Below are 23,724 nucleotides of genomic sequence, written 5' to 3'. Positions count from 1 at the left end.
CGGCTGATCTGCAACTCGAGCACAAGCCCTGACAGGAGAATCGGTATGCCTCAGATGATGCGCGCGCTCGTCGGCGGACTCGGCCCCGACTGGAGCTTGCGAGACGTTCCGGTTCCGCAGCCAGGTCCGGGGCAGGTGCTGATCCGCAACGAGGCGGCGGCGACGAACAACGGCGACGTCCCGATGCTCGCCCATGCCGATCCCGCACGCGGCGGTCACGGTGAAACGTTCGTCGCCGGATTCGAATACGCCGGAACCGTCGCCGCGCTCGGTGACGGCGTCGATACCTGGCAGATCGGCGACGCGGTCATGGGATCGACACCGCATTCGTTCGCCGAATACGTCCTCGCCGACCACCGCCACGTCCTGCCCCGCCCCGATGGGCTCGACCCGGCCGTGGCCTGCGCGTTGCCGACCGGATTGCTGACCGAACACGGCGCTCTCACCGCGGCGGGTTTCACGGCCGGGCAAAGCGTGCTCATCACCGGAGCATCCGCCGGAATCGGGCTGATCGGCGTCCAACTCGCCAAGGCGCTCGGAGCTTCATACGTTATCGGCACGACCCGCGCACCCGGCAAACAAGACCTGCTCACCGAGGCCGGCGTCGACACCGTCATCGTCACCGCAGACACCGACCTCACCGAAGCCACCCTCGCTGCCACCGACGGCGGCGTCGATGTCGTACTCGACCACGTCGGCGGACAGACATTCGCCCAGTGCCTCCCCGCCACGAAACACGACGGGCACGTGGTCAACATCGGCCGCCTCGAAGGACCGGCGTCGACAATCAACCTCGACCACCTCTCCTACCGCCACCTCACCGTGCACGGCGTCTCCTTCGGCTTCACCCGCGCCGACGAAATGGCCGCCGTGATCGCCGGGCTCCTGCCCGAGGTCATCCCGGTCGTCGCACGCGGCGCGATCCGTCCGGTCATCGACCGAACCGTGCCGTTGGCCGAGCACGGCAGTGCGGTCGCACGTCTGCGCTCCGGTGATGCCGTGGGGAAGATCGTGTTCACCATGAGCGGGACGTAGGGAGGTCTTGTCATCGTTATCGCCATTCCGACGGTGGTGTTCATCGCGGCGTGGATCTGGCCTCAGCGAGTGCCGAAGCATAAGTCGGTCAGCGCTATTCGCGATCGCGTCGAAGGTGAGAAGCAGCAGTAGGTGAAGCTGACGAAAGCGAAGCAGTCTCTACGGGAGCAGATGTTGTGACTGCGACGTGGTCGTTGCGGCTGTGACGCGGTGCCACTCTCGGACGGAGAGGGGGTCTCTCGACCTGTGAGTGGGCGGCCCCGCATCCCGGAAAACGCGGTGCCGCCGCATCAGCAAACAGTTCTACTTCGCCGCGATGACTCCCGCGTCGTGCAGCCGGCCCAATTCGGCATCGCTCAATCCGAGCACCTCCGACAACACCTCACCGGTGTGCTCACCGAGGTCGGGGGCGACCGCGTTGTCGCCGTATTCGGAGTCGATGCGCAGAGGGGAGCGGCTGGTGAGGACCGGGCCGATGCCGGGTTGGTCCACCTCGCCGAAGATGGCGGGGGTTCCTTCGGCGCGGTAGCCGGTCGCTACGTCGTGGACGGTGCGGAACTTGCTCCACAGCACGCCGGATTCGGTGAGGGCGGGGGCGATGTCGGTCAGTGGGCGGGTGGTGAACCAGGGGCGCAGGATGGCGGTGATGATGTCGCGGTGGCGATAGCGGTCGTCTTCGGTGCGGAAGTCGGCGTTCAGAGATTTCTCGAGGGCGTCGAAGACATCGCCGGTGCCGGTCAGGGTGCGTAGCGCGTCCCAGTGCCGGCGGGTGAGGGCGACGACCATGATGCGGCTGCCGTCGGCGGTCTCGAAATCGGCGCCGTAGCTGCCGTAGACCTGGTTGCCGTGTTTGGCGCGGGCGTGGCCCAGTTCGTCGGCCTCTGCCAGCCAGCCCAGATTCACCAGCGACGAGAACGCCACATCGGCGAGGGCGAGACGAATGAACGATCCTTCGCCGCTGCGGGTGCGGCGGTGCAGGGCGGCCAGCAATCCGGTGGTGGCGGTCATTCCGGCGAGTAGATCCCAGGCGGGCAGGACGTGGTTCACCGGTGCGGCCGCGTCGAGTGGGCCGGTCATATCGGCAACGCCCGCATCGGGATTCACGGTGTAGTCGACGGCGGCGCGGCCGTCGGCGTAGCCGTCGATGTGGACCTGGATCAGGTCGGCGCGGTGCTTGCTCAGCGCCTCGTACGACAGCCACGGCCGCCCGACGTTGTTGTCCACCACGATGCCCGAATCGGGTCCCGGCGCGGTGGCCAGGCCGATGATCAGCTCCTGGCCCTCGGGGGAACGCAGGTCGACCGCGACCGAACGCTTACCGCGGTTGAGTGCCGTCCAGTACAGGCTGCGACCGGTCCGCTGCGACAGCGGCCACCGCGTGTAATCGGCCGCCCCGCCGATGGGGTCGACCCGGATGACGTCGGCGCCGAGCTGGCCCAGCGTCATCCCGCCGGACGGGCCGGCCACGAAGCTGGCGAATTCGACGATCCGCAGGCCCGCCAGAGGAGTCCGGGGTGAATGGTCTGTGGTCACGGGTTCCTCCACGATAGGTTGCTTGCCGCGTGCGGCCGGATTGTCGAAAATCACTGTGCGGTGGGGTATTTCACGCAGCGGGTGAGTAATGGCGGATGGTCGCGCGATCGTCGTGCCCTACCCGCCCCTGGAGCGACAGGATGTCCAGATGGGCGCTGATCTCCATGATCGCGGACAGTTGATGCTCCGGCGGCAATTCCTCCAGCCGAATCCGGCGCCGCGTCCACGGCAGGGCGGCGGCGATCTCGTAGGCGGTGGTGGCGCCCGCGTCCACTCGTTCGCACACCTCGTCGAGACGCTGCCGGTGGTGGACGAGGAGGGCGTCGACCCGCGCGTGGGTGCTGCAGGTGACCGGGCCGTGCGAGGGGAGCAGCGCGGTGTCGGGCAGTCCGCCGACCAAACGCAGGGACTCGAGATAGGAGCGCAGCGGTTGCGGCTCGGGCGCCTTCTCGAATCCGAGAGACGGGGTGATGGTCGGGAGGATGTGATCGCCGGAGAACAGGATTCGCGTTTCGGGGTGGTGGAATACGACATGTCCGCGGGTATGGCCGGGCGTCGCGATCACCTCGAGTGCGCCGCGCCGCAGGCCGATCACCTCGCCGTTGTCGAGCCAGCCGTCCGGTGGGCCGAAGGGCAGGTCGTCCCACTCCGTCGGCCCATCGTCGCAGGCGACTCGTTGCGCGAGTTCCGGCGCCCCACTGCGCGCGAGCAGCCGGAGATGGTTGGGAAAGCTGCCCGGCAGCGAGAAGGCGTCGATGCTGTGGCGTTCCTCGCGGCCCGTGAACAGCTTGCAGCCCAGCGTTTTCCGCCACGCATAGGCCTGGGTGTAGTGATCGGCGTGGTGGTGAGTGGCCAGGCAGATGGCGATGTCGTCGAGCTCGTACCCCAGCTTTCCCAGCGCCGCAGCGACGGCCCGCTCCGTCTGCGGGCACGCCCAGCCCGGATCGATGAGGATCAGGCCTTCGTAGGATTCCAGCAGATAGGCGTTGACCGCCGCGAGTCCGTCGATCGGCAGAGGGAGCGGAATCCGGTAGACGCCGCGCACGACTTGGTGCGGACCCGGTTCCGTCCAGTCGGCGGGCTGGGTCGTGATCATCGTCATGGGCTACCTCTGTCGCGGGAGGTCGGGATTGCGTTCCGGCACGCTTCATTAGCTGATACACAATATATTATACGCGATACTGTGTCAGGCGAGGGTGCGGTACCTCCGGGCCGCAGCGCTGCGGAGATGCGGTGGCGAGCCGTGCGTAACCGCCTCGGCACCGGCATCGCGGGTAGTAGCCGATCGCAGAGCGCGGGCGTACCAAGTCCGCCCGTCGAGGCGAACCACCCGACGCGGCAGCCGGGGCGCTGCGGTCGAAGGCGCCGGTCGGGTGGGCCGGGCCGATCTTGTCAGCGCGCGCCGACCGGGGCGTCGCGCAGCCAGTAGGACACCGCCTCGGCGCGGTTGGCGGCGCCGAGTTTGCGCAGGATGTGGGTCACGTGCGTCTTGACCGTGCCCTCGGAGATGCAGAGCTTGCGGGCGATGAGGCGATTGGGTTCGCCAGCGGCGAGCAGTTCGATGACCTCGACCTCGCGGCTCGACAGCAGGGGGTGGGGTTGCGCGGGCGCCGGAAGCGCCTGGCGGGCGGTGAACTGCATGCCGGTGAGTTGCTGCAGGCCGCGCTGGAGATCGGCGACACCCTGCAGCACGCGCACCCGGGCGAGGCTGTGGCTCAGGCCCTCGGCGAACAAGTTCAGCACCGCGCGATCGGCGGCGTCGACCTCACGGTGCGGGCGGTAGCAGTCACCGTGCACCATGCCGACGACCTGCCCCTGCACCGTCAGTGGCGCCACGCCGTAGGAGGTGCAGCGCGACATCTTCACCAGGGTGCGTTCGACCCGCGGATTGCGCTGCACGTCCAAAGCCAGCCCGGCGCGACGGTGCGTGACGATATCGGACTCGATCAGGGTGCCGTCCAGGCGCGGTGGGTTGTCGCGACCGGCCGCCACCATGTCCGCGGCGAGTTTCGGATCGCCGACCACGCACATGGTCTGCAGCTGCCAGGTCGAATTCTCCACCGTCGAGAGCAGCACTCGATCGAATCCGAGAGTGCACGCCGCTTCGGGTGCGCCGGTGAACAATTCGTCGACGGTGGTCGCGTCGTGCATGCGGGCCAGCGCCCGGCGGACCCGGCGCAGTAATTCCACACCTTCGCTGAGCCGGGCCTCGTCGACTTCGCTCTCGGTGTCCCGGATTCGGTTGAGCAGCAAGGTCAGCCGGGTCAGTTGCGCGGGCTCGATATCGGTCGCCCGCAGCAGGTCCGCGACGGCGGCCTCCCACAGGTAGCGCAGGACCTGTTTGGCCGCGACCGCGCGGGAGAAGTCGCGCGCGGGGAACTCCCGGCCCAGGGTGCTGCCGGCATCGGTGACGAGTTCGCGGATCCGGGCGCCGAGATCGCCGGCCAGTGCCACGTCACGGTGCTGTGAATCCCACGTTGCGGTTGCCACGATCGCTCCAGTACTTCGGCAAGAGAATATATTATGTCCAATTCTAGCGGTAGGATGGTCATCGATGTCACAGATTCGCGCAACACGGCGGTAGTCGGCCGAAGGTCGTATGCGAATCGGACCGGCGGCGGATGCCGGCGGTCTCGATCGACGCCATCGTTGACATCGGCATCGCAGTCGCGCGGTAGTCGGAAAGGACCTCCCTTCGTGTCGAAAACCATCGTCGAACAATTGGCCGATTTCACCACCGGTGTCGAGTACTCTCGCCTGCCCGCGGAGGTGGTCGTGGAGGCGAAGCGCATTCTGCTCGATTCGATGGGCTGCGCGCTGGGTGCGGTCGACCAGCACAAGGGCAAGATCGGCATCGAGTACGGGCGCCTGACCGGTGGCTCCGGTGACGCCACCATCATCGGCACGGCCGACCGGGTGTCGATCTTCGGCGCCGCTTTCGCCAACGGCGAATTGATCAACGCTCTCGACTTCGACGCGGTGCTGCCGCCCGGGCATGTGACGCCCTATGTGCTGCCGCAGACGATGGCGGTGGCCGAAAGTCAGCAGCGTACGGGACGGGATGTGATCGCCGCGATCGCGCTCTCGCACGAGATGTCGTTCCGGTTCTACAAGTCGGTCGACTATCTGCGCGACCGCACCGACACCGAGATGAACCTGTCGCCGGTCCTGGGCTACAGCAACACCATCTTCGGCGCGACCGCGGCCGTCGGAAAGCTCGAGGGCTACTCCACCGAGGTGCTCGCCAACGCCCTCGCCATCGCCGCCAGTACCTCGCCGGTGAATTCCATGCGCTCCTGGCTCGCGCACGCCCCGACCGCGACGATCAAGTACTCGCTGGCCGGAGCCCTCACCAACGCCTCGCTGACCGCCGCCTATATGGCCAAACTCGGACACCGCGGTGATCTGCCGGTCCTCGACGACGCCGACCTCGGCTACCGGCGCTTCATCGGCACCCGGCGCTGGGAACCACAGAACATCACCACCGGACTGGGGCAGGAGTGGTTGTTTCCCGCCGAGCAGACCTTCAAGCCGTATCCGCACTGCCGGATTCTGCACGCGCCGCTGCACGCGCTGACCGAGATCGTGACGGACAACGATCTGAAGCCCGAGGAGATCGAGGCGATCCGGTGCTGGGGTGAGGCCGCGGTCCTGCATCCGCTGTGGTTGAGCAACGTCATCGAACACACCCACGACGCCCAGTTCAGCATCGCGCACGGACTGGCCGTCGGCGCGCACAACATCACCCCGAGCAAGGCGTGGCACGATCCGGATCTCGTGTTCAGCCGTTCGGTCCTGGACCTGATGGAACGGGTCACCTTCGAACCGCACCCGGACTACTTCAAGGCGCTGTCCGCACATCCCTCCGCGCGGCCCGCCCGCATCGAAGTCGACGCTCGCGGAACGACTTTCGTCGCCGACCGGGTGTATCCGAAGGGCAGCCCCACCCCGGACCCGGAGACCCGGATGACCGACGAGGAACTGATCGCCAAGTTCCGCACCAACGCCGAGGGCGTCATCACCGAGGCACAGATGGACAGCATCGTCGAGGCGGTGTTCGCCCTCGAGAACGTCGACGACTTCGCGACGGTCATGCGCCGGCTCGGCACGAAGTGACCGCTATCGGCTGAAGGTCGCAGTCGAATACGACCGGCGACGGATATCGCCTCGGGTGTGCGCTGCGACACACTCGACGACAGCGCGCCGCGCAGCGCAACTACCGAGCCGCCCCATCATGTCCGTCGGCGGCTCCATGACTGGACCGGTGTGAGCGATGCTTCGGCCGGTGCGAGGAGAAGAACATGGTCTACCAGGGCAACTATTCGAAGCTGTTCATCGGCGGCCGCTGGGCCGAGCCCACCGCCACCGAACAGATCGCGGTGATCTCGCCGTATACGGAACAGACTGTGGCACATGTGCCCAACTCGGCCGCCAGCGATGTCGATCGTGCCGTCGCCGCCGCCCGGCACGCGTTCGACCAGGGAGCGTGGCCTCGGATGACGCTAACCGAGCGGATCGAGGTGCTGACCCGCGTCAGCGCCGGGCTGGGGGAGCGGCAGGAGGAGATCGCCCAGCTGATCACCACCGAGATGGGCAGCCCCATCACCCTGTCGCGCAGCACCCAGTCGCTGGGAGCGAAACTTCTGCTGGATGCCTTCCTCGAGCTGGCGCCGCGCTATGAATGGAGCAGCATCCGTCCCTCCGCGACCGGTACCGGCCTGGTGACGCGCGAGCCCATCGGCGTTGTCGCCGCGGTGATTCCGTGGAACATGCCGTTGCAGATCGCCATGCTGAAGCTGGGTCCGGCGCTGCTCGCCGGATGCACCGTGGTGCTCAAGACCGCGCCGGAGGCGCCGCTGAACGGCTACATCCTGGGCGAGATCCTGCAGGAAGCCGGTTTGCCGGACGGCGTGGTCAACATCCTGCCCGCCGACCGTGGCGTGAGTGAGCACCTGGTCACCCATCCCGGTATCGACAAGGTGTCGTTCACCGGATCCACCGCCGCCGGCCGGCGCGTCGCGGAGGTCTGCGGGCGTGATCTGCGGCGCATCACCCTGGAACTGGGCGGCAAATCCGCGGCGATCGTGCTCGACGACGCCGATCTCGACATCGCGATCGCGCAGATCCGCAAGCTCTCGATGCGCAACAACGGCCAGGCCTGCAGCAACAAGACCCGGATCGTGGTGGCACGCTCGCGCGAGGCCGAACTCGTCGAGCGGCTGGTCGCGATGGTCGAGTCGATGCCGGTCGGTGATCCGGCCGACGCGGCCACCGAGATCGGCCCCGTGGTCAGCGCCCGGCAGCGCGCGATGATCGAGAGCTACGTCGAGATCGGCCGCAACGAGGGCGCGAAGGTCGCCATCGGCGGCGGGCGGCCCGCCGGACTGGACCGGGGATGGTTCGTGGAGCCGACCGTCTTCACCGGAGTCCAGCCGGATATGCGCATCGCGCAGGAGGAGATCTTCGGACCGGTGCTGTCGGTGTTGAGTTTCGCCGACGAGGACGAGGCCGTGGCGATCGCCAACAACTCGATGTTCGGCCTCAACGGTTCGGTGTTCGCCGCCGACGACGAGCACGCACTGGCGGTGGCCCGCCGGATCCGCACGGGGACTGTGGAATTGAACGGCAACGTGGTGGGCTTCCACTCGCCCATCGGCGGCTTCAAATGCAGTGGCATCGGTCGTGAGGCCGGGCTGGAAGGGTTCGACGGATATGTCGAGCCCAAGTCCTACGGCCTGTCGCCCGCCCTGGCGAAATCGCTGTCCTGACACCATTGTTCGATCGACCCGGCGTAGGCCGGAAGCAGAGGAGTGCCGATGCGCGGCGTTGTGTTCAACGGTGACCGCAACCTCGAAATCGTCTCGTTCGACGACCCCGAACCCGGACCCGCGGACGTGGTCGTGCAGATCAAGGCGTCCGGGATGTGCGGTAGTGATCTCCGGTTCTATCGCGCCGCCCCCGGCGAAGCATTGGCCGCGTTCGGATTGCAGGGTGACGATGCCGGCATCATCGCCGGGCACGAGCCGTGCGGTGTGGTGGTCGCGCTCGGATCCGAGGTGGACGCCCGTGCGGTGCGCGTCGGCGACCGGGTGATGGTGCACCACTACGACGGGTGCGGATTCTGCGACCGGTGCCGCACCGGGTGGACACAGATGTGTGAACGTGGCGCCAAGATCTTCGGCGCCACGGCACACGGCGGCCACGCCGACTACATCAAAGTGCCTGCGCAAACACTGGTTCCGCTGCCCGACGAACTGAGCTTCGCCGCCGGCGCGGCGATCGCCTGCGGGACCGGGACGGCGTTCGGCGGACTGGTGCGGCTGGATCTGGGCGCCCGTGACACCATCGCCGTCTTCGGTCAGGGCCCGGTCGGCCAATCCGCGGTACAGTTGGCCGCGGCGATGGGCGCCGAGGTGATCGCGGTCGATGTCGCGAGCGAAAGAGTCGCCCGGGCAGCGGAATTCGGTGCCGCTCACGCGATCGATTCCAGTGCCACCGATGCGGTGGAGGCGATTCGCGAGCTGACCCGAGGCAAGGGCGTGAGCTGTGCGCTGGATTGCTCCGGCGCGTCGGCCGCACGTGCGGCGGCCGTCCAGGCCACCGCGCCCTGGGGCCGCGTCGGTTTCGTCGGTGAGGGCGGACAGGTCACCTTGAACGTGAGCCCCGACATCATCCGCAAACAGCTCACCATCATCGGGTCCTACACGTTCTCCGTTGTCGGACAAGGTGATTGCGCCCGCTTCATCGCCGCCCACGGCGTCGACGTCGACAAGGTCTTCACCGACCACTGGACTCTCGACGACGCCGACCAGGCCTACCGCGAATTCGACAAGCAGACCGGCGGTAAGGCCGTTATCGAGTTCTGACCGACGACGAAGCACCGACAGACACCTGAGACTCGCCCTGGCCGCAGGTTCTGCCTGCGATCAGGGCGTGTTGCGTTGTGCCGCAGAGGCGAAACCCCTCGCTTCGCCCCGCGGACGCCTACTTCGCCGTACGCACGACAGGTGCGGCGGTCGCAACCGCCGCACCTGCCGAGGAGTGGAACGCGGGCCGTGCTCAGTACAGCGTGTAACCGCCGTCGGTGGCCAGGGTGACACCGGTGACGAACGAGGCGGCGTCCGACAGCAACCACATGGCGGCCTCCGCATGTTCGACGGGCTCGCTGGCGCGACGCAGGGCATGGGTGGCCGCCACCGTATCGGCGTAGGACGGATTGGATTCCAGGTACTCCATGTACATCGGAGTCTTGGCGGTCGATACGCCGATGGCGTTGACGCGGATGCCCTTCTCGCCGTATTCCGCGGCCGCGCCCTTGGTCAGACCGGCCACGGCGTGCTTGGACGCGGTGTATTCTGAGGCGAGCGGAATGTAGATGAAGGCGCCCACGGAGGCGGTGTTCACGATCGAGCCACCGCCGGCCTCGATCATCGCCGGGATCTCGTGCTTCATGCAGAGGAACGGCCCGGTGACGTTGACGGCGAAGATCCGATCGAAATCCTCGCGGGTGATGTCGACCAGACTCTTGCCGGAGTTGGGGATGCCCGCGTTGTTGAACGCCCCGTCGAGGCGGCCGTACGCCGAAACGGCGGCGTCGACCATTGCCTTCACCTGTTGTTCGTTCGTCACGTCCGTGGTGACGAACTGCGCGGTGTATCCCTCGGAGGTCAGTTGCTTCGCCAGCGCTTCGCCTGCCTCGGTGGTGAGGTCGGTGATGGTGACCTTGGCGCCGTTCTCGGCGAACAGGCGCGCGGCCGCCTCACCGATGCCGCTGGCGCCGCCCGTCACGATGACGGAACGTCCGTCGATTCCAGCCATGATATTTCTCCTGTGTGGGGTGGGACAGTTCGGCGGCGATCGCCGAACTCGGTGTGCCCGTTCATGTCCGGGCACGGGATTGGGCGCCGAAGCGGGCCGTCCGGCGGGGCGCCCTCGGAGTCAGCGCACCGGGGCGAAGGCCGCTGCCGGTAACGGGAGAACCACCATGCCCGGCAGCACGATCGCTGCCATGGCGGCCGCCCAGCGTTCCTGCCGTGTCCTGGCCGGGCGTTGCTTCGGGCGTGCGGCGGTATCGGTCGTCGTCGCCGGATCACCTGTCGGCTGTGAACCAGATGTCATGAATCGAAGCTAGGCAGAATTGCCGGCGGTGACTGTCCAGATACTTGGACAGGGGTCCCGATCGGGGGGCCCTGTCGTAGCGGTCGGCGAAACGGCGGAGGTCTGGCATCGGCCCCCGATGCCAGGTTTCGGCGCGGAGCGCACTGCCCGACAACGACGTGTAACCCCGGGCTCGAATGAGCCGGGGTTACACGCAGGCCGCGACCTTCGCTGTCAGTGCACGGCCGCGAACATCAGCCGGGTCTCGTCCGCTTCCTCCGGGGCGAACTCGGCGGCGATCGTCCCGTTCTTGGCGACCAGGATGCGGTCGGACAAGGCGCGTATCTCGGGCATGTACGAGGAGATGACGACGACCGCCACACCGTCGTCGGCGAGCCCGCGGATCATGGCGTGAATTTCCGGGATGGTGCCCAGATCCACGCCACGCGTCGGTTCGTCGATGATCGCGACCAGCGGTTTGCGGGTCAGCCCCTTGGCCAGCACGACCTTCTGCTGGTTGCCGCCGCTGAGCTCTTCGAGGGTGGCCCGGTTCGGTTGCAGGGTTCGAACCTGGAAAAGTTCGACGAAGCGTTGCGCCACGGACTTCTTGGCTCCCGGGCGGACCAGGAACGGTAGTCGCGGCGCGCTGCACAGATGGCCGAGGTAGATGTTGTCGGCGATCGTCAGGTGGCTGAAGAAGCCGGAGGCTTTGCGGTCCTCGGTGATGTAGACGATGCCGGCCTTGCGGGCGTGCCGCGGTGTCCGGAAACGGACCTCGCGGCCGTTCAATCTGGTTGTCCCGCCGCGCAATCGGCGGCGTTTCATGATGCCGCTGACGATCATCGCGACCTCGCTGCGGCCGGCGCCGACCAGACCGTAGATGCCCACGATCTCACCGGCGTAGGCGGAGAACGACATATTGCGCACCACCGGCAGCAAGGTCACGTCCTCGACCTCGAGCACCGGTGTCGGGTCGGGTTCCCGGCCGGCGGCGACCCGGCCCATTTCGACGTTGCGTCCCACCATCATTCGCACCACCTCGTCGTGGCTGAACTCCGGTTTGGACAGCGTGCCCTGCACCTCGCCGTCGCGCAGGACGGTGATCCGGTCGGCCTCCTCGAACGCCTCGTCGAGCATGTGGGTGATGAAGATGACGCCGATGCCCTTGCGTTTGAGCTGTTGCATGGACATGAACAGCTGTAGCCGTTCCTCGGGAGTCACCGAGGAGGTCGGCTCGTCGAGAATCACCACCTTCGCGTGGCGGTGGACCGCGCGCGCGATCTCGACCATCTGCTTCTGGCCCACTCCGAGCGCGCCGGCCGGCACATCCGGCCGGATGTGGAAGTTGTGTGATTCCAGCAGTTCTCGGGCCACGATGTTGAGGTGGGCGAGATTGTTGAAGACCTTCTCGTTGCCCATGAACAGGTTCTGCGCCACCGTCATGGTCTCGACGAGCGAACCCTCCTGGTACACCATTGAGATTCCGGCTTCCACCGAATCCTTCGGCGCGGTGAAGGTGCACTCGGCGCCGTCGACTTGCAGGGTTCCGCTGTCGTGGGTGACGGCGCCGGAGATGATCTTCACCATCGTCGATTTGCCGGCGCCGTTCTCACCCAGCAGGGCGTGGATCTCGCCGGGCCGCACATCGAAATCGACGCCGCGCAGGGCGTAGGTGCCGCCGTAACGCTTGCTCACGTTCGACAGCCGGATCACCGGCTCGGCGATGTCGTTGTCCGCGTAAGGCATCCGTATCACCTCATTCCTTCTCACCGGACACGTGCAGGAGATTGCCGAATCCGTTGGCCGCCACCACGATGTCATCGCCGGACACCGCGAGACCGGTCACGCCGTGGCGCTTGCTGTCGACGCGCGCGTGCGCGCTCTCCACCACGCGCCCGGTCCGGTCGATACGCACCACCACCCCGCACGATCGCGCGGGCGCCCACGGTTTGACCACACCGAGCACCCGCAGCTGCCCCATCTGCATGGTGTCGGTGTAGGGGTTGGTGCAGCGCAGTCGCGGCACGAACCAGTCCTCGGGATCGATCCGCGCCACCATCTCCTCGATGACCGCGGGTTCGTCGAGCAGCATTTCGGTCACCCGATTGCGGATATAGGGCGCCGCGACCCACCAGCCGTCACCGGCGGCCGCCAAGCGCCCCGGATAGATGGGCAGATTGCGCGCGATCGCGCGGGCCGGGCGGGCGAGCGCGTCCAGGGACCGCAATTCGATGCGGTGTTCGAAACTCAGCGACACCAGCACCTCGGTGGCCGAGGCCACCTCGATGCCCGACGGCCATCCCAGACCTTGCGCCTCGACCCGCGCCCGCGAGCCGTCGAATCGGACGATGAGGCCGGAGCGATCGCTGCGGACCAAGGCCCGAGACCAGTTGCGCGCGTCGTGGTTCCGGGAACCGACCGTGCCGATCAGTGAACCGTCGGGCAGGACCGCGAGGTCGGTGACGCAGGTGGCGACCACAGGGTCGGTGCACAGTTCGGTCACCGTCCCCGAGGTGTCGACCGCGACGAGCCCGGTGCCCTCGACGGCGGCGATCACCGCCCCGCCGCGGCATACGAGCGCCCCCACCGGCCCCGGAAGTTCGGCGACGGGGCGCACCTCGCCGTCACGCAGTGAGAGCAGATAAGCGCCGCTGCCGAACAGCACCGAACCGGATTCGGTGATGACGACGTCATCGGGTTCGTAGATATCGTCCGGCAGCAGCTCCTTCGCCTCGTCCAGTCGCCGGTTGGGCCGCAGGCCGGCATCCATCGGCGGGACGGTGCGGTGCTTGCCCCACGCGGGGTTGATCCATTCAGCGAGGGTGGCGATCGTGCGGTTCACAGGATCACCCCAGCGGGTGTGCGCGTCGTATCCGCCAGTCCCGGAACGCGATTGGGATCGATGGATCCGATTTCCTCCGGCAGCAACGGAAGCCGGCCGATGCGGTTGTTGCTGACGCCGCACAGATACAGGTGGCCGGCGTGTTCCTTGACCGAGGTCACCATCGGGTAGTTCTCCATCGTCTCGTCCCACAGCACCTGCAGGATCTGCCCGCGATCGTCGAACTTGATCACGCACGACATGTTCAGCTGCGGAACGACCCAATTATCCAGCGACACTTCACGAGTCATGCGCCGCCGCACGCCGGGATATTTGCGCAGCAGATCCGACATCGGGGTGCGCATGGCGCACAGCGGCAGCCAGTAGTTGCCGTCCGAGGACCGATTCAGGTTGTCCGGGTAGCCGGGCAGGTTCTCCAGGACCGGCTCGAGCTGCCCCTGTTTCGGTCCGGCGATCCACAACCGATCCACCCGGCACAGCCCGGTGCTGACGATCAGGATCGACTGGCCGTCGTGGGAGGTGCAGATCCCGTTGGGGAATACGTGGTTGGACACGACAACCTCGGTGCTGCCGTCCGGATCGACTCGCACCACGCGTCCGTTGTGGCGGAATTCCACCAGCTCGATGAGGAAGTCCGCGGTGTTGTTGCGGGTGGAGAAGTCCGAGGCGTAGATCGCCCCGTCGGGGGCGACATCGAGATCGTCGATGGCGCGCAGTCCGGAGTCGTCGAGCAGGGAGAACGGGCTGCGTTTGACCTTGTTGGCCAGCAGTTCCGATTCCCCGTCCGGGGAGATCCGGTAGATGCCCATACCGCCGACCGCCACCACCAGCTGCCCGTCGCGGTCGAAGACGTGACCACAGGGGAAACCGCCGGTGCGCGAGAAGATTTCGCCTTCGGTGCGGTCGGGCGCGAATTTCCACACCCAGCCGCGCTGGTCACCGCAGAAGACATTGCCGTCACCGTCGACGGCGCAGTCCTCGGCGCCGCGGATCTGCCCGAGACCGATCGGCGGGGCATCGGTCAGCCGGCTGTTGAGGTTCCAGACACTGCTGGGAGCGGTGATATCGATCAGCGGCGGCAGCTCCAGTTTCGCCGGGTCGATCTTGAGCTTCTCGACCGTGCGCTGGCGATACTTACCCCACTTCAAGTCGAGGATGGTGAACAGCAGCAGCACCGCCGCCAGGATCACCGTGTAGTAGGACCCCTGCGCGCCCTCGGCGATGGTGGCCTGCTGGATGATCGCCACCACCAGGACACCGACCGTCGCCCGCAACACCGAGCCGCGGCCACCCTTGAGGCTCACACCACCGAGCACCACGGCGGTCAAAGCGATGATCTCCCAGCCGTTTCCGACGTTGGGGTCGGTGCGGCCGAGCCGGGCGGCGGTGAGCAGACCCGACAGGCCCGCGAGCGCACCGGAGAGCACATAGATCCAGAAGGTGGTGGCGTCGACCGGAATACCGTTGCGGCGCGCGGAACGCCGATCCGAGCCGACCGCGGTGACCCACCAGCCCCAGCGGGAACGGGTGAGTCCCAGATGCGCCACGATCAACACCACCAGGAAGATGAACCACTCCGCCGGAATTCCCGCGATCTTGCCGAAACTCAGGAAATCCCAGACGATGTCGGGCTTGGCGAGGCCGATCTTCGTGCTGTAGGCGCTCTGCAGCGCGGACGCCGCGCCACCGAAGGCGATCAGCGTCACCAGGGTGGTGATGAACGGCCGCATCTTCAGCCGCGCGATGAGGAAGCCGTTGATCGCGCCGAGCGCGGCGCCGATCAAGACCGCCGCGGGTACCACGAGCAGCATCGGCCAGTTCCACACCCGGTCGGCGACCATCGCGCCGAGCGAGGCGACCCCGACGATCGAACCGACCGACAGGTCGATGCCGCCGCCGACCAGCACCACCGTCAAACCGATGGCGAGCAACCCGTATTCGGTCGCCTGGTCCAGGATGAGGGGAGTGTTGTTGGCGCCGACCTTCGTGGTGGCCAGTACGATCGCGCAGAGGATCAGAGCCAGGCCCAAGGGGACCGCGCCCTCCATCCAGCGCTTCTCGAACAGCTCCGACAGCGTGCGGTAGCGCGCGATGCGGTCGGTCCACCTACCGCCGGTGAGCGGGAAGGAGTCCACCCCTCGCGACAGATACTTGATTCCGAGCCGGCCCCGCGTCAATGTCTTGGAAGACCTTGCGGGCGGCGGGTTTTCGACGAGTGCGTGTGCCGTCATGCTCACTGGCCCTTGTAGCAGGCGATGGAGACGTCGTCGACGTTGTTCTTGTCGACCATCGCGTCGGAGACGAAGGACACGGTGTGGTTGCCGCCGGGCTTGACACCGGACTGGATCAGCTGCTGGGTCGCGACCGCCGCGGCCTCACCGATACCCTGCACGTCGTAGGCGACCGAGGCGGTGACCAGGCCCTGCTTCAGCGCATCACACCAGCTCTTGTCGGCGTCGAAGGTGTAGGTACCCACCGAATCCGGCGCCACCTGTCCGCGGCCGACGGCGTTGGCGACGGTCTGACCGACCGTGACCGCGTTGACGTCGTAGGTCACCAGGAAGCCGCACAACTTGCCCTGCGACTGCTGCAGCATCGACTCCGCCGCCTGCTGCGCGACCGCGTTCTGGAACTGCGAATGGGCAACGGTCACTTTGTATCCCAGCGGGTCGAGCACATCGTGGATGCCCTGATTCCACTGGATCGAGGCCGGGTCGTTACCGGGCCCGTCGATCACCGCGACCTGTTTCGGTGCGTTGCGCGCGCCGCAATCGTCGGCCGCGCGCTTGGCGATCGTGCGTGCGGCATGCGCGACGTCGACGCCGATGAACGCGTCCCCGAGGCGGGTCGACATCATGTTCAGCACGACGGTGTAGATGCCGGCGCGTTCGGCCTGCTGGATCGCGTTGTCAAGCAGACCGAGGTCCTGGTTCTGCAGGACGAGGACGTCGGCGGCCTTGCGGGCGATCAGGTCGTTGATGGTGCTGATCATGCGGTCGCTGGAGAAGTTGGAGTCGTAGACCTGGAAGTCGGCGCCCAGGTTCCCGAAGGACCGCTGCATCGTCGCGCCCCAGTTCTCGGTCAGCGCATAGCCTTTGTAGAGGATCGGGACGAAGGCGATCTTCTTGCCCTTCATCACGTCGTGGGCCTTCTGCACCGCGGCGTTCATGTCCACATTCGCGCCGAAGGCCTGATCGCCGGAGGCGGCCCCGCCGGAACTGGCGCCGCTGTCGACCGAACAGCCGGCGATGGCGAACGCCGCCAGGGCCGCCATCACGAGGGCGAGTATCTTCTTTCGGTTCATCGTCGAACACTCCTGCTGTGTGATTGATCGGAAAGGAAAATGCTTGTGGGGGAGGGCATTACAATTCGCCCGACTTCTCGGTCTCGACATTGCGCGGATGCAACCAAGCGTCGAAGGCGATGGCGGCGATCAGGACCGCGCCGCGGATGAGGTCCTGCACGGCTGTGGTCAGCCCGTGCAGTACCAGCAGGTTGTTGAGGACGCCGACGAACAGCGATCCCGCGAGGACGCCGAGAATCGTGCCGCGACCGCCCGACAGCGACACACCGCCGATCACGGCAACGGTCAAGGCGGTGAACAGAATCGGATCGAACGAGCTCACCGTGGTCTGCACGCTGCCCTGAATCGACACCGTGACATAGCCGGCCAGCACCGCCAGCAGTGCGGCGATCACATACGTCAGCACCTGCAGCGGGCGCACCGGCGCACCGGTCGCCCGGGCGGTGTCGAAGTTGTCGCCCATCGCGCGGATCAAACGTCCCGGCGAGGTGTAGGAGATGAACAGCCAGGCCAGCAGGAATACCGCGGCGGCCACAAGGACCGGACGCGGAACGCCCAGCACCGATCCGTTGCTCAGCGCCGCGATCCACGATCCGCCGGGCACGTTGTAGACGTTGCTGGTCAGGAACAGGATGTCGACGCCGCCGATGGCGAGCATGCCGGTGGCCAGGGTCGCGAACAGCGCCGGCACCTCGAAGTAGGCGATCAGCACGCCGTTGACGACGCCGACCAGCAGCGCCAGCCCGGCCATCAGCAGGATCGCTCTGCCTTCCGGCATACCGCGATTCATGAACGCCAGCGTCGCCTGCGCGGTCCCCAGCCCGATCCCGGCCACCGACAGGTCGATGCCCTTGCCGAGAATGACCACGGCCTCACCGACGGCCAGGATGCCGAAGGCCGCCGACAGGCTCGCGATGCTGGTGAAGTTGTTCAGCGACAGGAAGTTCGATGTGGTCAGCCCGCCCACGAGGCAGACCAGCACCGTGATGCCGAGCACCAGATAGCCCTGTTCGATCCGCGCGATCCGGGACCGTGGCGAGATGTGTACGCGAGTATCCAGCGTGGCCGTGGTCATCGCCGGCCACGCCCGTCGGTGTTGTGTGATGGCTCCATCGCCGCTCCTCGTCAGTCATGTGATGTGGCTGACACTGTGTCCCAGGGCACAGGGGGACGGCATCTGACGCCGGTCGGATTCGACTACGACGTTCGGATGATCGGCCGACGGTGGCTGCGCGCGATGAGGGCCGAGCGCAGATACCACAGGCCGGTGGAGCGCGAGACGTCCAGACCGGTGAGCTGAGCGATGCGTTTGAGCCGGTAGTCGACCGAATTCGGGTGCAGGTGCAGGCGATTGGCGGTGCGTTTGCGGCTCTGGTCGTTGGCGATGAAACATCGCAGGGTGCTCAGCAATTCGGGGTAATCGTCCAGGGGATCCAGCAGAGCGCTCAGCTGGTCGAGACCGGGGCCCGGCCGGGTGAGCTGATATTCCAGCGCCAGGTCGTCGAAGCGATGCAATCCGGTCATGCCGAGCCGGGCCGCCAGGTCGAGCAGTTCGTGAGCGCGATCGGCGGCGGCGGGGATGCCCGGGGCCTCGGCGCGGGTGAGCGCGGCGGCGATCGGCACGCCCGCCGTCCGGGTGAGGTCGGCGACGAGGAGGTCGAGAGCGGCATCCTCGGCGAGCGCGGCAGGCACCAGGACCGTGCCGCCGTCGAGCGACAGGACGTCCAATGCGGCGCCGTCGAATCGGTCGGCGAGTTCGGCCCGCACCCGCCGTATGGGCGCGAGGGTGAGGACGTCGGCGCCGACGCGGAAACCCGGACAATCCGGAATTCGCAGCACGGTCAGCGCCAGCACCCAGTATTCGTCAGCGACCTCGATGCCGCCGTGGCGAACCAGGGCCGAGGTCGGCCGTCCTTCCAGCAGAGCGGTCGCCAGCGCACGCGCCGCGTGCTGGCGGTCGGCGGCGTGGAGCTGGCGGGCGTAGGCTCCGGCGACCGTCGAGGTGATCGTGGTCAGCAGGTCCAGGACGACGTCGCCGTCGATCGGGCGGCGACGGATGCCGGTCGTGCCGATCCGGGTGACGGCGCTGCGCCGCACGAGATCGATGGCCAGGCGCACACCGTCGTGGACCAGCCGCAGGATCGTATCGATGGGGATTCCGTCGCGTGCCCAGCACGACGCCTCCTGCTGGAGCCGCCGCAGGTGTTCGGGGCGTTCCTGTCCGGCCAGTATGCACATCGACAGTTCCAGGCATTCCTGTACGGCGCGGGTCAGGTTGTCGCCGTTGGGCGTCGGCCGATCGAAGTGGTGCGAGCCGGTGTGTGGATCCGCGGCACGGGTCGGTAGGGAAAGTTGTTTTTGCGGCACTGCTCCTCCTATCCGGAGTTGATCCCCGGAATCCGGCGTGGGAGCGCCGTCGGGGGCGTCGGTGCGCAGTGGTGAGTTTCGGGCATCGAAATCTCCTCCGTCGATTCCGGTATTCGGGTCGAAAATGCGGACTCGGTGTGCGCGGGGACCGTAGACTCCGCTGACGCGTAGCGCCCGGATCGTTCGAGCTCCCCGAGACTATGGGCGCTGCCGAGTGCGCAGTGTTCAAGTATTTGGACACCCCGCCGGAGGATGGTGTCGGTGCCGGTCACCGCATCGTTTTCGAAAGGGGTGTGACTTGCATCATTTCGTACATAAAATATAATGCTTCTCACATATTCACTGCTCGTCCTGCCAGCGAACAGCGCAGCAGGGTAGGCGAGAACGGCGAGACAAGGTGGTGTCGCGTGCCTTCTATATCGGCGCATCCCGGCATAAGACCGGCACGACCCGAAATCGCGTCGGCGTGGTTACGATCCCGGCTCAACGGCCTCGACGAACATGTCACGCCCCGCTTCGATCCGGACGCGGTCGCCGTCGAGTCGGGCCTAACCCGGGCGGCGCGTCCGGTGCTCGAACGGGCCACGGCCGAACTGGAGGGTACCTCGGTCACGCTGTTGCTCGCCGATCAGTCGGCCCGCGTGGTGGATATCCAGTGCGCGGACCGGTCCACGTTGCGCGGTGTGGCCGACCTCGGAGTGGTGCCGGGGATCCGGCTCGCCGAGGACGAGGTCGGCGCCAACGCCGTGGGCACCCCCATCGAGACCCGGCAGGGTCTGCTCGTGGAAGGCCCCGAACACTTCATGTCGGCCTTCCAGGGCTTCACCTGTTACGGGCATCCGATCGTCAATCCGGTCACCCGCCGGCTCGAGGGCGTCCTCGACATCAGTGGCCGTGCCGGCGACGACCACCGGCTGTTCCCGCCCTTCGCTCGGCGGGTGGTGCGCGATATCGAAGACCGCCTCCAACTGGACGCCTCGCAGTCACAGCGGCAGCTCCTGACCGCCTTCCAGGCGGCGGCGATCCGCCGGAAACGAGCGGTTGTCGCGGTCGGCCACGGCCTCGTCCTGGCCACCCCCGCGGCGCTGGATCTGCTCGAACCCGCCGACCACGCGGCCGTGCGGATGTGCGTGGAGGGCACCCGGTTCGCCGGTGAGGCGACCCACCGACTCACTCTCGTCTCCGGGCAGTCCGTTCGACTGCGGTGTATGCCGGTCGACGACGACCACGGCGTGCTGGTCGACATCATCCCGGATCAGGAGACTCGCCGCTGCGAGCGCCCCGCCACCCGGACGCAGACCTGGCCGCTGCTGGTGGTCGGCGAATTGGGCAGCGGCCGCACCGCCGCCGCCCAGCGGGCCGCGGGGTCCGACGCGGTGGAACTGGACGCCACCGAAATCGTGCGGCTGGGTGAACAAGCCTGGGCGGGCGCCGCCGAAACCGTCCTCGGCCAGCCGGGACCCGCGGCCGTCGTGGAGAACATCCAGCTGCTGTCGGAACAGATGACGACGCTGCTGGCCCGGTATCTGCGCAGCGCGCGGCGCAGTGTTGTCTTGACCTCGACGCCGGGCGAGCACCTCGACACCGTGCACGCGCCGCTGGCGGTACTGTGCAACGACCGCAACGATCTCCTGCCACTGCGCCGCCGCCGCCATGAAATCCCGCAGCTGGCGCGGCACATGCTCGCTGAGATGAAACCCGGCGGGCAAACCCGGCTGACCGCCGAGACGCTGCGCATTCTGGCCGAACAGCCGTGGCCGGGCAATCTGGCGGAGCTGCGGCGCGTGATCGCGGCCGTCGCCGACCTGCGCTCGGCCGGCGACATCATCCCCTCGGATCTGCCGGCCTCGCACCGCGGTCGTCCCGCGCCGGCCTCGCCGTTCCGGCAAGCCGAGCGGGAGGTCATCGTCGCGGCCCTGGAAGCCGCCGGTGGCAACCGGTTGCAGGCCGCGCGGGCCCTGGGAGTCAGCCGGTCCACCCTCTACAACCGGTTGCGGGCGTTGCACATCGACTGAATCCCGGTGAGTGTCCAGAACTTTGGACACTCACCGGCCGCATACCTCTCTACTGTGGGTCGGGCGCCGAATCAGGCGGTGCCCCGGACAGTTCCAGAGGTGGTGAGGACCATGACAGCTGCATCGGCGGCCGTGCTCGGCCCGGGTGCATGCGCGTCCACCCCTGCTCCGCCGGAGTAGTCCACTGGGCAGATCCGGCGGTCGGGGGGCCTCCGGGGTTCGATGCGTAGCGCGGACGCGCGCCGGGCCCCGGGGGCAGCCGCGTGCGAAAAGAATTGCGCGCGTTACGGATACGCATTCGAAGAAGCGCCGCCCGGGTAACGCAACATCAAGCTCAATGTATTAAGCGTAAAACTACGTTTGGACGTCACCGATGACAGTTGCCGAAAGCCCGCGCGCGAGACGGTGGGCCGGTATCCGAACCCGCGTTCTCGCGATCGCGTTGATCCCGAGCATCCTGCTGCTGGCGACCGGCGGTGTCACCATCGCCGTCCTCGCCACTCGTGCGCACGCGGTCCGGGAATGGTCGAACTACCAGCAGGGCATCATTGACCCACTCCTGCATTTCGTCAGCGCCGTCGAGGACGAACGGACGGCCGGCATGCTCGTGGCCGGCGGCATCGCGGGCCCGGAGGTGAATATCGCGGACCGGCGGAGAGCGCTGGACACCGCGATGGCGGAAACCGCTGCGATCGCCTCGGGGGCGAAAAAGATCGATGCGGGCACGGCCGAGAAGTTCGGCAGCCAGATCGGTCAGCTCGTGGCGAAGCTCGCCGACGTCCGGCACCAGATCGACACCCGCGCAACCACGCCCGAAGCCGTCGACGCCTTCTACAGTCTGCTCGTGGGCGCCACCGCCGACGGTGGCTTCGACAGCGCCGTCGGTCAGTCTCCGGACAACGACACCTTGGCCGGAGATATGACGGGCAATGCCCTGATCCGCGCGGTCGATACCCACGCGCGGGCCCTCGGCTACGCGGCGGTCGCGCAATCGCGCGGAATGCTCGACGTCGCCGGAAGACGAGCTCTGGCCGAGCTGACCGGCTCCTACCGGCAGCAGCTCGACACGCTGGTACCACGGCTGGCCCCCGTCGCGCAAACCGCGTTCCGGGCACTGACCGACAGCGCCGAATGGCGGCTCACCGAGAGCGCGCAGAACCAGCTCGCCGAGCGGGGCAGCCTGGACACGCCCGAGGACGCATGGCGGCCCGCGCAGCGGTCGGTCGACGACAGGCTGGTCGCCGTGGTCGCCGACCAGTACCGCAACACCGTCGCACTGACCCAGAAGGTCGCCGACAGAACGTTGAACTGGGCGATCACCGCCGGTACCGGACTCGTCATCGCGACCGTGCTCGCCGTCGCCGCCGCCCTCGTGCTCGCCGGGCGGCTCGTGCGCCGACTGCGGTCGCTGCGCTCGTCCAGCCTCGAGTTGGCCAACGACCGGCTCCCCGCGATCATCGACCGCATCCATCGAGGCGAAACGGTGGATGTGCAGGGCGAGACCACCCCCGTCGACTCCGGTGTGGACGAGATCGGCGAAGTGGCCGACGCCTTCGCCGCCGCCCAGCGCACCGCCATCGCCGCCGCCGTCGCCGAGGCTCGCACCCGGGACGGATTTAACCGGGTCTTCCTCGACATCGCGTTCCGCAGTCAAGCCCTGGTCCGCCGGCAGCTCGACGTGCTGGATGTGGCCGAGGCCAAACAGGACCACCCCGATCATCTCGAGCTGCTGTTCCAGCTCGATCACCTGGCGACCCGCGCCCGGCGCAACGCCGAGAATCTGCTCATCCTCGGCGACCGGCAGCCCGGGCGGCAGTGGCGGCGGCCGGTGGGCCTCGAGGAGATCGTGCGCAGCGCGGCCTCCGAAACCGAGGGGTTCGCGCGGGTGACCGCCGTCCGGCTTCCCCCGGTGAGCGTCCTCGGCGCCGCGGTCGCCGATCTCATCCATCTGCTCGCCGAACTGATCGACAACGCGGCGAACTTCTCTCCGCCGGAAGCGTCGATCACCGTGCACGGCAGCATCGTCGGGCGCGGGGTCGTGGTCGAGATCGTCGACCGCGGCCTCGGCATGGTGTTCGAACAACTGGAGCAGGTCAACACGCTTCTGGTCGAACCACCCGAATTCCACGAGATGGCGCTCACGGGCCGGCGTCAACTCGGATTGTTCGTGGTCGGTCGCCTGGCGCGCCGGCACGGTATCGGAGTGAGCCTGCGGGAATCACCCTACGGCGGCGTCACCGCGATCGTGCTCGTTCCCGCGGCCGTGCTGGATCGGGTGAGCATGGATGTCGCACCGGCCGACCAGGCCGCTCTCGAGTCGTCGCGCACGCCGCTGCCCCGGCGAGTACGGCCGAGCAACGGAATGCCGGCCGCGCGCCGGCACATCGGGTCACCCTCGGCGTCCGTCGCCGAGCGACGACGAAGCCCGGACGTGGCACGTGCGGCCATGACCTCCTTCCAGCGCGGAACCCGGCAAGCCCGGCGTTCCGCCGACACCAGCGCACAGCATAATTCCGACGAACAGTGAACGG

General features: G+C 67.4%; 17 protein-coding genes. 6 read left to right on the top strand and 11 right to left on the bottom strand.

From position 1 onward, the window contains the following. The first annotated feature begins 45 nt into the window (after positions 1 to 45). Entirely contained in the window at positions 46 to 1,035 is a 990-nt protein-coding gene (locus ACPCUW_RS16020; RefSeq protein ID WP_423425623.1) for a quinone oxidoreductase family protein, read from the top strand. Positions 1,036 to 1,338: 303 nt separating this feature from the next. Here ACPCUW_RS16020 and ACPCUW_RS16015 read toward each other — a convergent pair whose 3' ends face one another. From ACPCUW_RS16015 to ACPCUW_RS16005, 3 genes are all read right to left on the bottom strand, one after another. After that, complete coding sequence (locus tag ACPCUW_RS16015; protein ID WP_423425622.1) at positions 1,339 to 2,568, bottom strand: CoA transferase; 1,230 nt, start codon at positions 2,566 to 2,568, stop codon at positions 1,339 to 1,341. A gap of 70 nt (positions 2,569 to 2,638) precedes the next feature. After that, a complete protein-coding gene (locus ACPCUW_RS16010; RefSeq protein WP_423425620.1) occupies positions 2,639 to 3,670 on the bottom strand; it encodes an MBL fold metallo-hydrolase in 1,032 nt (343 codons plus the stop codon). Between the two features lie 290 nt (positions 3,671 to 3,960). Further along, the gene (locus ACPCUW_RS16005) at positions 3,961 to 5,058 is read right to left on the bottom strand and encodes a response regulator transcription factor (protein WP_423425619.1); all 1,098 of its coding nucleotides are present in this window, start codon (positions 5,056 to 5,058) and stop codon (positions 3,961 to 3,963) included. 207 nt (positions 5,059 to 5,265) lie between these two features. On the opposite strand from ACPCUW_RS16005, the gene ACPCUW_RS16000 reads away from it, so the two are divergent. The 3 genes from ACPCUW_RS16000 to ACPCUW_RS15990 all read left to right on the top strand — a co-directional run bounded on the left by ACPCUW_RS16000 (position 5,266) and on the right by ACPCUW_RS15990 (position 9,434). Then, entirely contained in the window at positions 5,266 to 6,684 is a 1,419-nt protein-coding gene (locus ACPCUW_RS16000; RefSeq protein ID WP_423425618.1) for an MmgE/PrpD family protein, read from the top strand. A 185-nt stretch (positions 6,685 to 6,869) separates the two neighbouring features. Beyond that, a complete protein-coding gene (locus ACPCUW_RS15995; protein ID WP_423425617.1) occupies positions 6,870 to 8,336 on the top strand; it encodes an aldehyde dehydrogenase in 1,467 nt (488 codons plus the stop codon). Positions 8,337 to 8,384: 48 nt separating this feature from the next. Continuing rightward, a complete protein-coding gene (locus tag ACPCUW_RS15990) occupies positions 8,385 to 9,434 on the top strand; it encodes a zinc-dependent alcohol dehydrogenase family protein (RefSeq protein WP_423425616.1) in 1,050 nt (349 codons plus the stop codon). A gap of 193 nt (positions 9,435 to 9,627) precedes the next feature. Here the strand turns inward: ACPCUW_RS15990 and ACPCUW_RS15985 are convergent, their stop codons facing one another. From ACPCUW_RS15985 to ACPCUW_RS15950, 8 genes are all read right to left on the bottom strand, one after another. Next, entirely contained in the window at positions 9,628 to 10,386 is a 759-nt protein-coding gene (locus ACPCUW_RS15985) for an SDR family NAD(P)-dependent oxidoreductase (protein WP_423425614.1), read from the bottom strand. A gap of 120 nt (positions 10,387 to 10,506) precedes the next feature. Next, positions 10,507 to 10,686: a hypothetical protein gene (locus tag ACPCUW_RS15980; protein WP_157121547.1), complete on the bottom strand. Its 180-nt coding sequence runs from the start codon at positions 10,684 to 10,686 to the stop codon at positions 10,507 to 10,509. Between the two features lie 213 nt (positions 10,687 to 10,899). After that, a complete protein-coding gene (locus ACPCUW_RS15975; RefSeq protein ID WP_423425612.1) occupies positions 10,900 to 12,411 on the bottom strand; it encodes a sugar ABC transporter ATP-binding protein in 1,512 nt (503 codons plus the stop codon). Between the two features lie 10 nt (positions 12,412 to 12,421). Beyond that, positions 12,422 to 13,507, bottom strand: a complete 1,086-nt coding sequence (locus tag ACPCUW_RS15970; protein ID WP_423425610.1) for a hypothetical protein — start codon at positions 13,505 to 13,507, stop codon at positions 12,422 to 12,424. After that, positions 13,504 to 15,738 carry an ABC transporter permease gene (locus ACPCUW_RS15965; protein ID WP_423425609.1) on the bottom strand — a complete coding sequence of 745 codons (2,235 nt, stop codon included), beginning with the start codon at positions 15,736 to 15,738 and terminating at the stop codon, positions 13,504 to 13,506. Before ACPCUW_RS15965 ends, ACPCUW_RS15970 begins: the two co-directional genes overlap by 4 nt. Before the next feature lie 2 nt (positions 15,739 to 15,740). Next, positions 15,741 to 16,811: a sugar ABC transporter substrate-binding protein gene (locus tag ACPCUW_RS15960; RefSeq protein WP_423425608.1), complete on the bottom strand. Its 1,071-nt coding sequence runs from the start codon at positions 16,809 to 16,811 to the stop codon at positions 15,741 to 15,743. Positions 16,812 to 16,869: 58 nt separating this feature from the next. Further along, positions 16,870 to 17,886: an ABC transporter permease gene (locus ACPCUW_RS15955; RefSeq protein WP_063063389.1), complete on the bottom strand. Its 1,017-nt coding sequence runs from the start codon at positions 17,884 to 17,886 to the stop codon at positions 16,870 to 16,872. Positions 17,887 to 18,008: 122 nt separating this feature from the next. Beyond that, a complete protein-coding gene (locus tag ACPCUW_RS15950; RefSeq protein WP_423425606.1) occupies positions 18,009 to 19,178 on the bottom strand; it encodes a PucR family transcriptional regulator in 1,170 nt (389 codons plus the stop codon). A gap of 407 nt (positions 19,179 to 19,585) precedes the next feature. On the opposite strand from ACPCUW_RS15950, the gene ACPCUW_RS15945 reads away from it, so the two are divergent. Together ACPCUW_RS15945 and ACPCUW_RS15940 are read left to right on the top strand one after the other, a co-directional pair. Beyond that, positions 19,586 to 21,193, top strand: a complete 1,608-nt coding sequence (locus ACPCUW_RS15945) for a sigma-54-dependent Fis family transcriptional regulator (RefSeq protein ID WP_423425605.1) — start codon at positions 19,586 to 19,588, stop codon at positions 21,191 to 21,193. Between the two features lie 373 nt (positions 21,194 to 21,566). Then, entirely contained in the window at positions 21,567 to 23,720 is a 2,154-nt protein-coding gene (locus ACPCUW_RS15940; RefSeq protein WP_423425604.1) for a nitrate- and nitrite sensing domain-containing protein, read from the top strand. Positions 23,721 to 23,724: the final 4 nt, after the last annotated feature.

It is taken from the genome of Nocardia sp. AB354 (genome assembly GCF_049538315.1).
Taxonomy (GTDB): Bacteria; Actinomycetota; Actinomycetes; order Mycobacteriales; family Mycobacteriaceae; genus Nocardia; species Nocardia nova.
The sequence above is the reverse complement of the archived record's forward strand: the minus strand, read 5'-3'. Positions and strand labels throughout refer to the sequence as shown.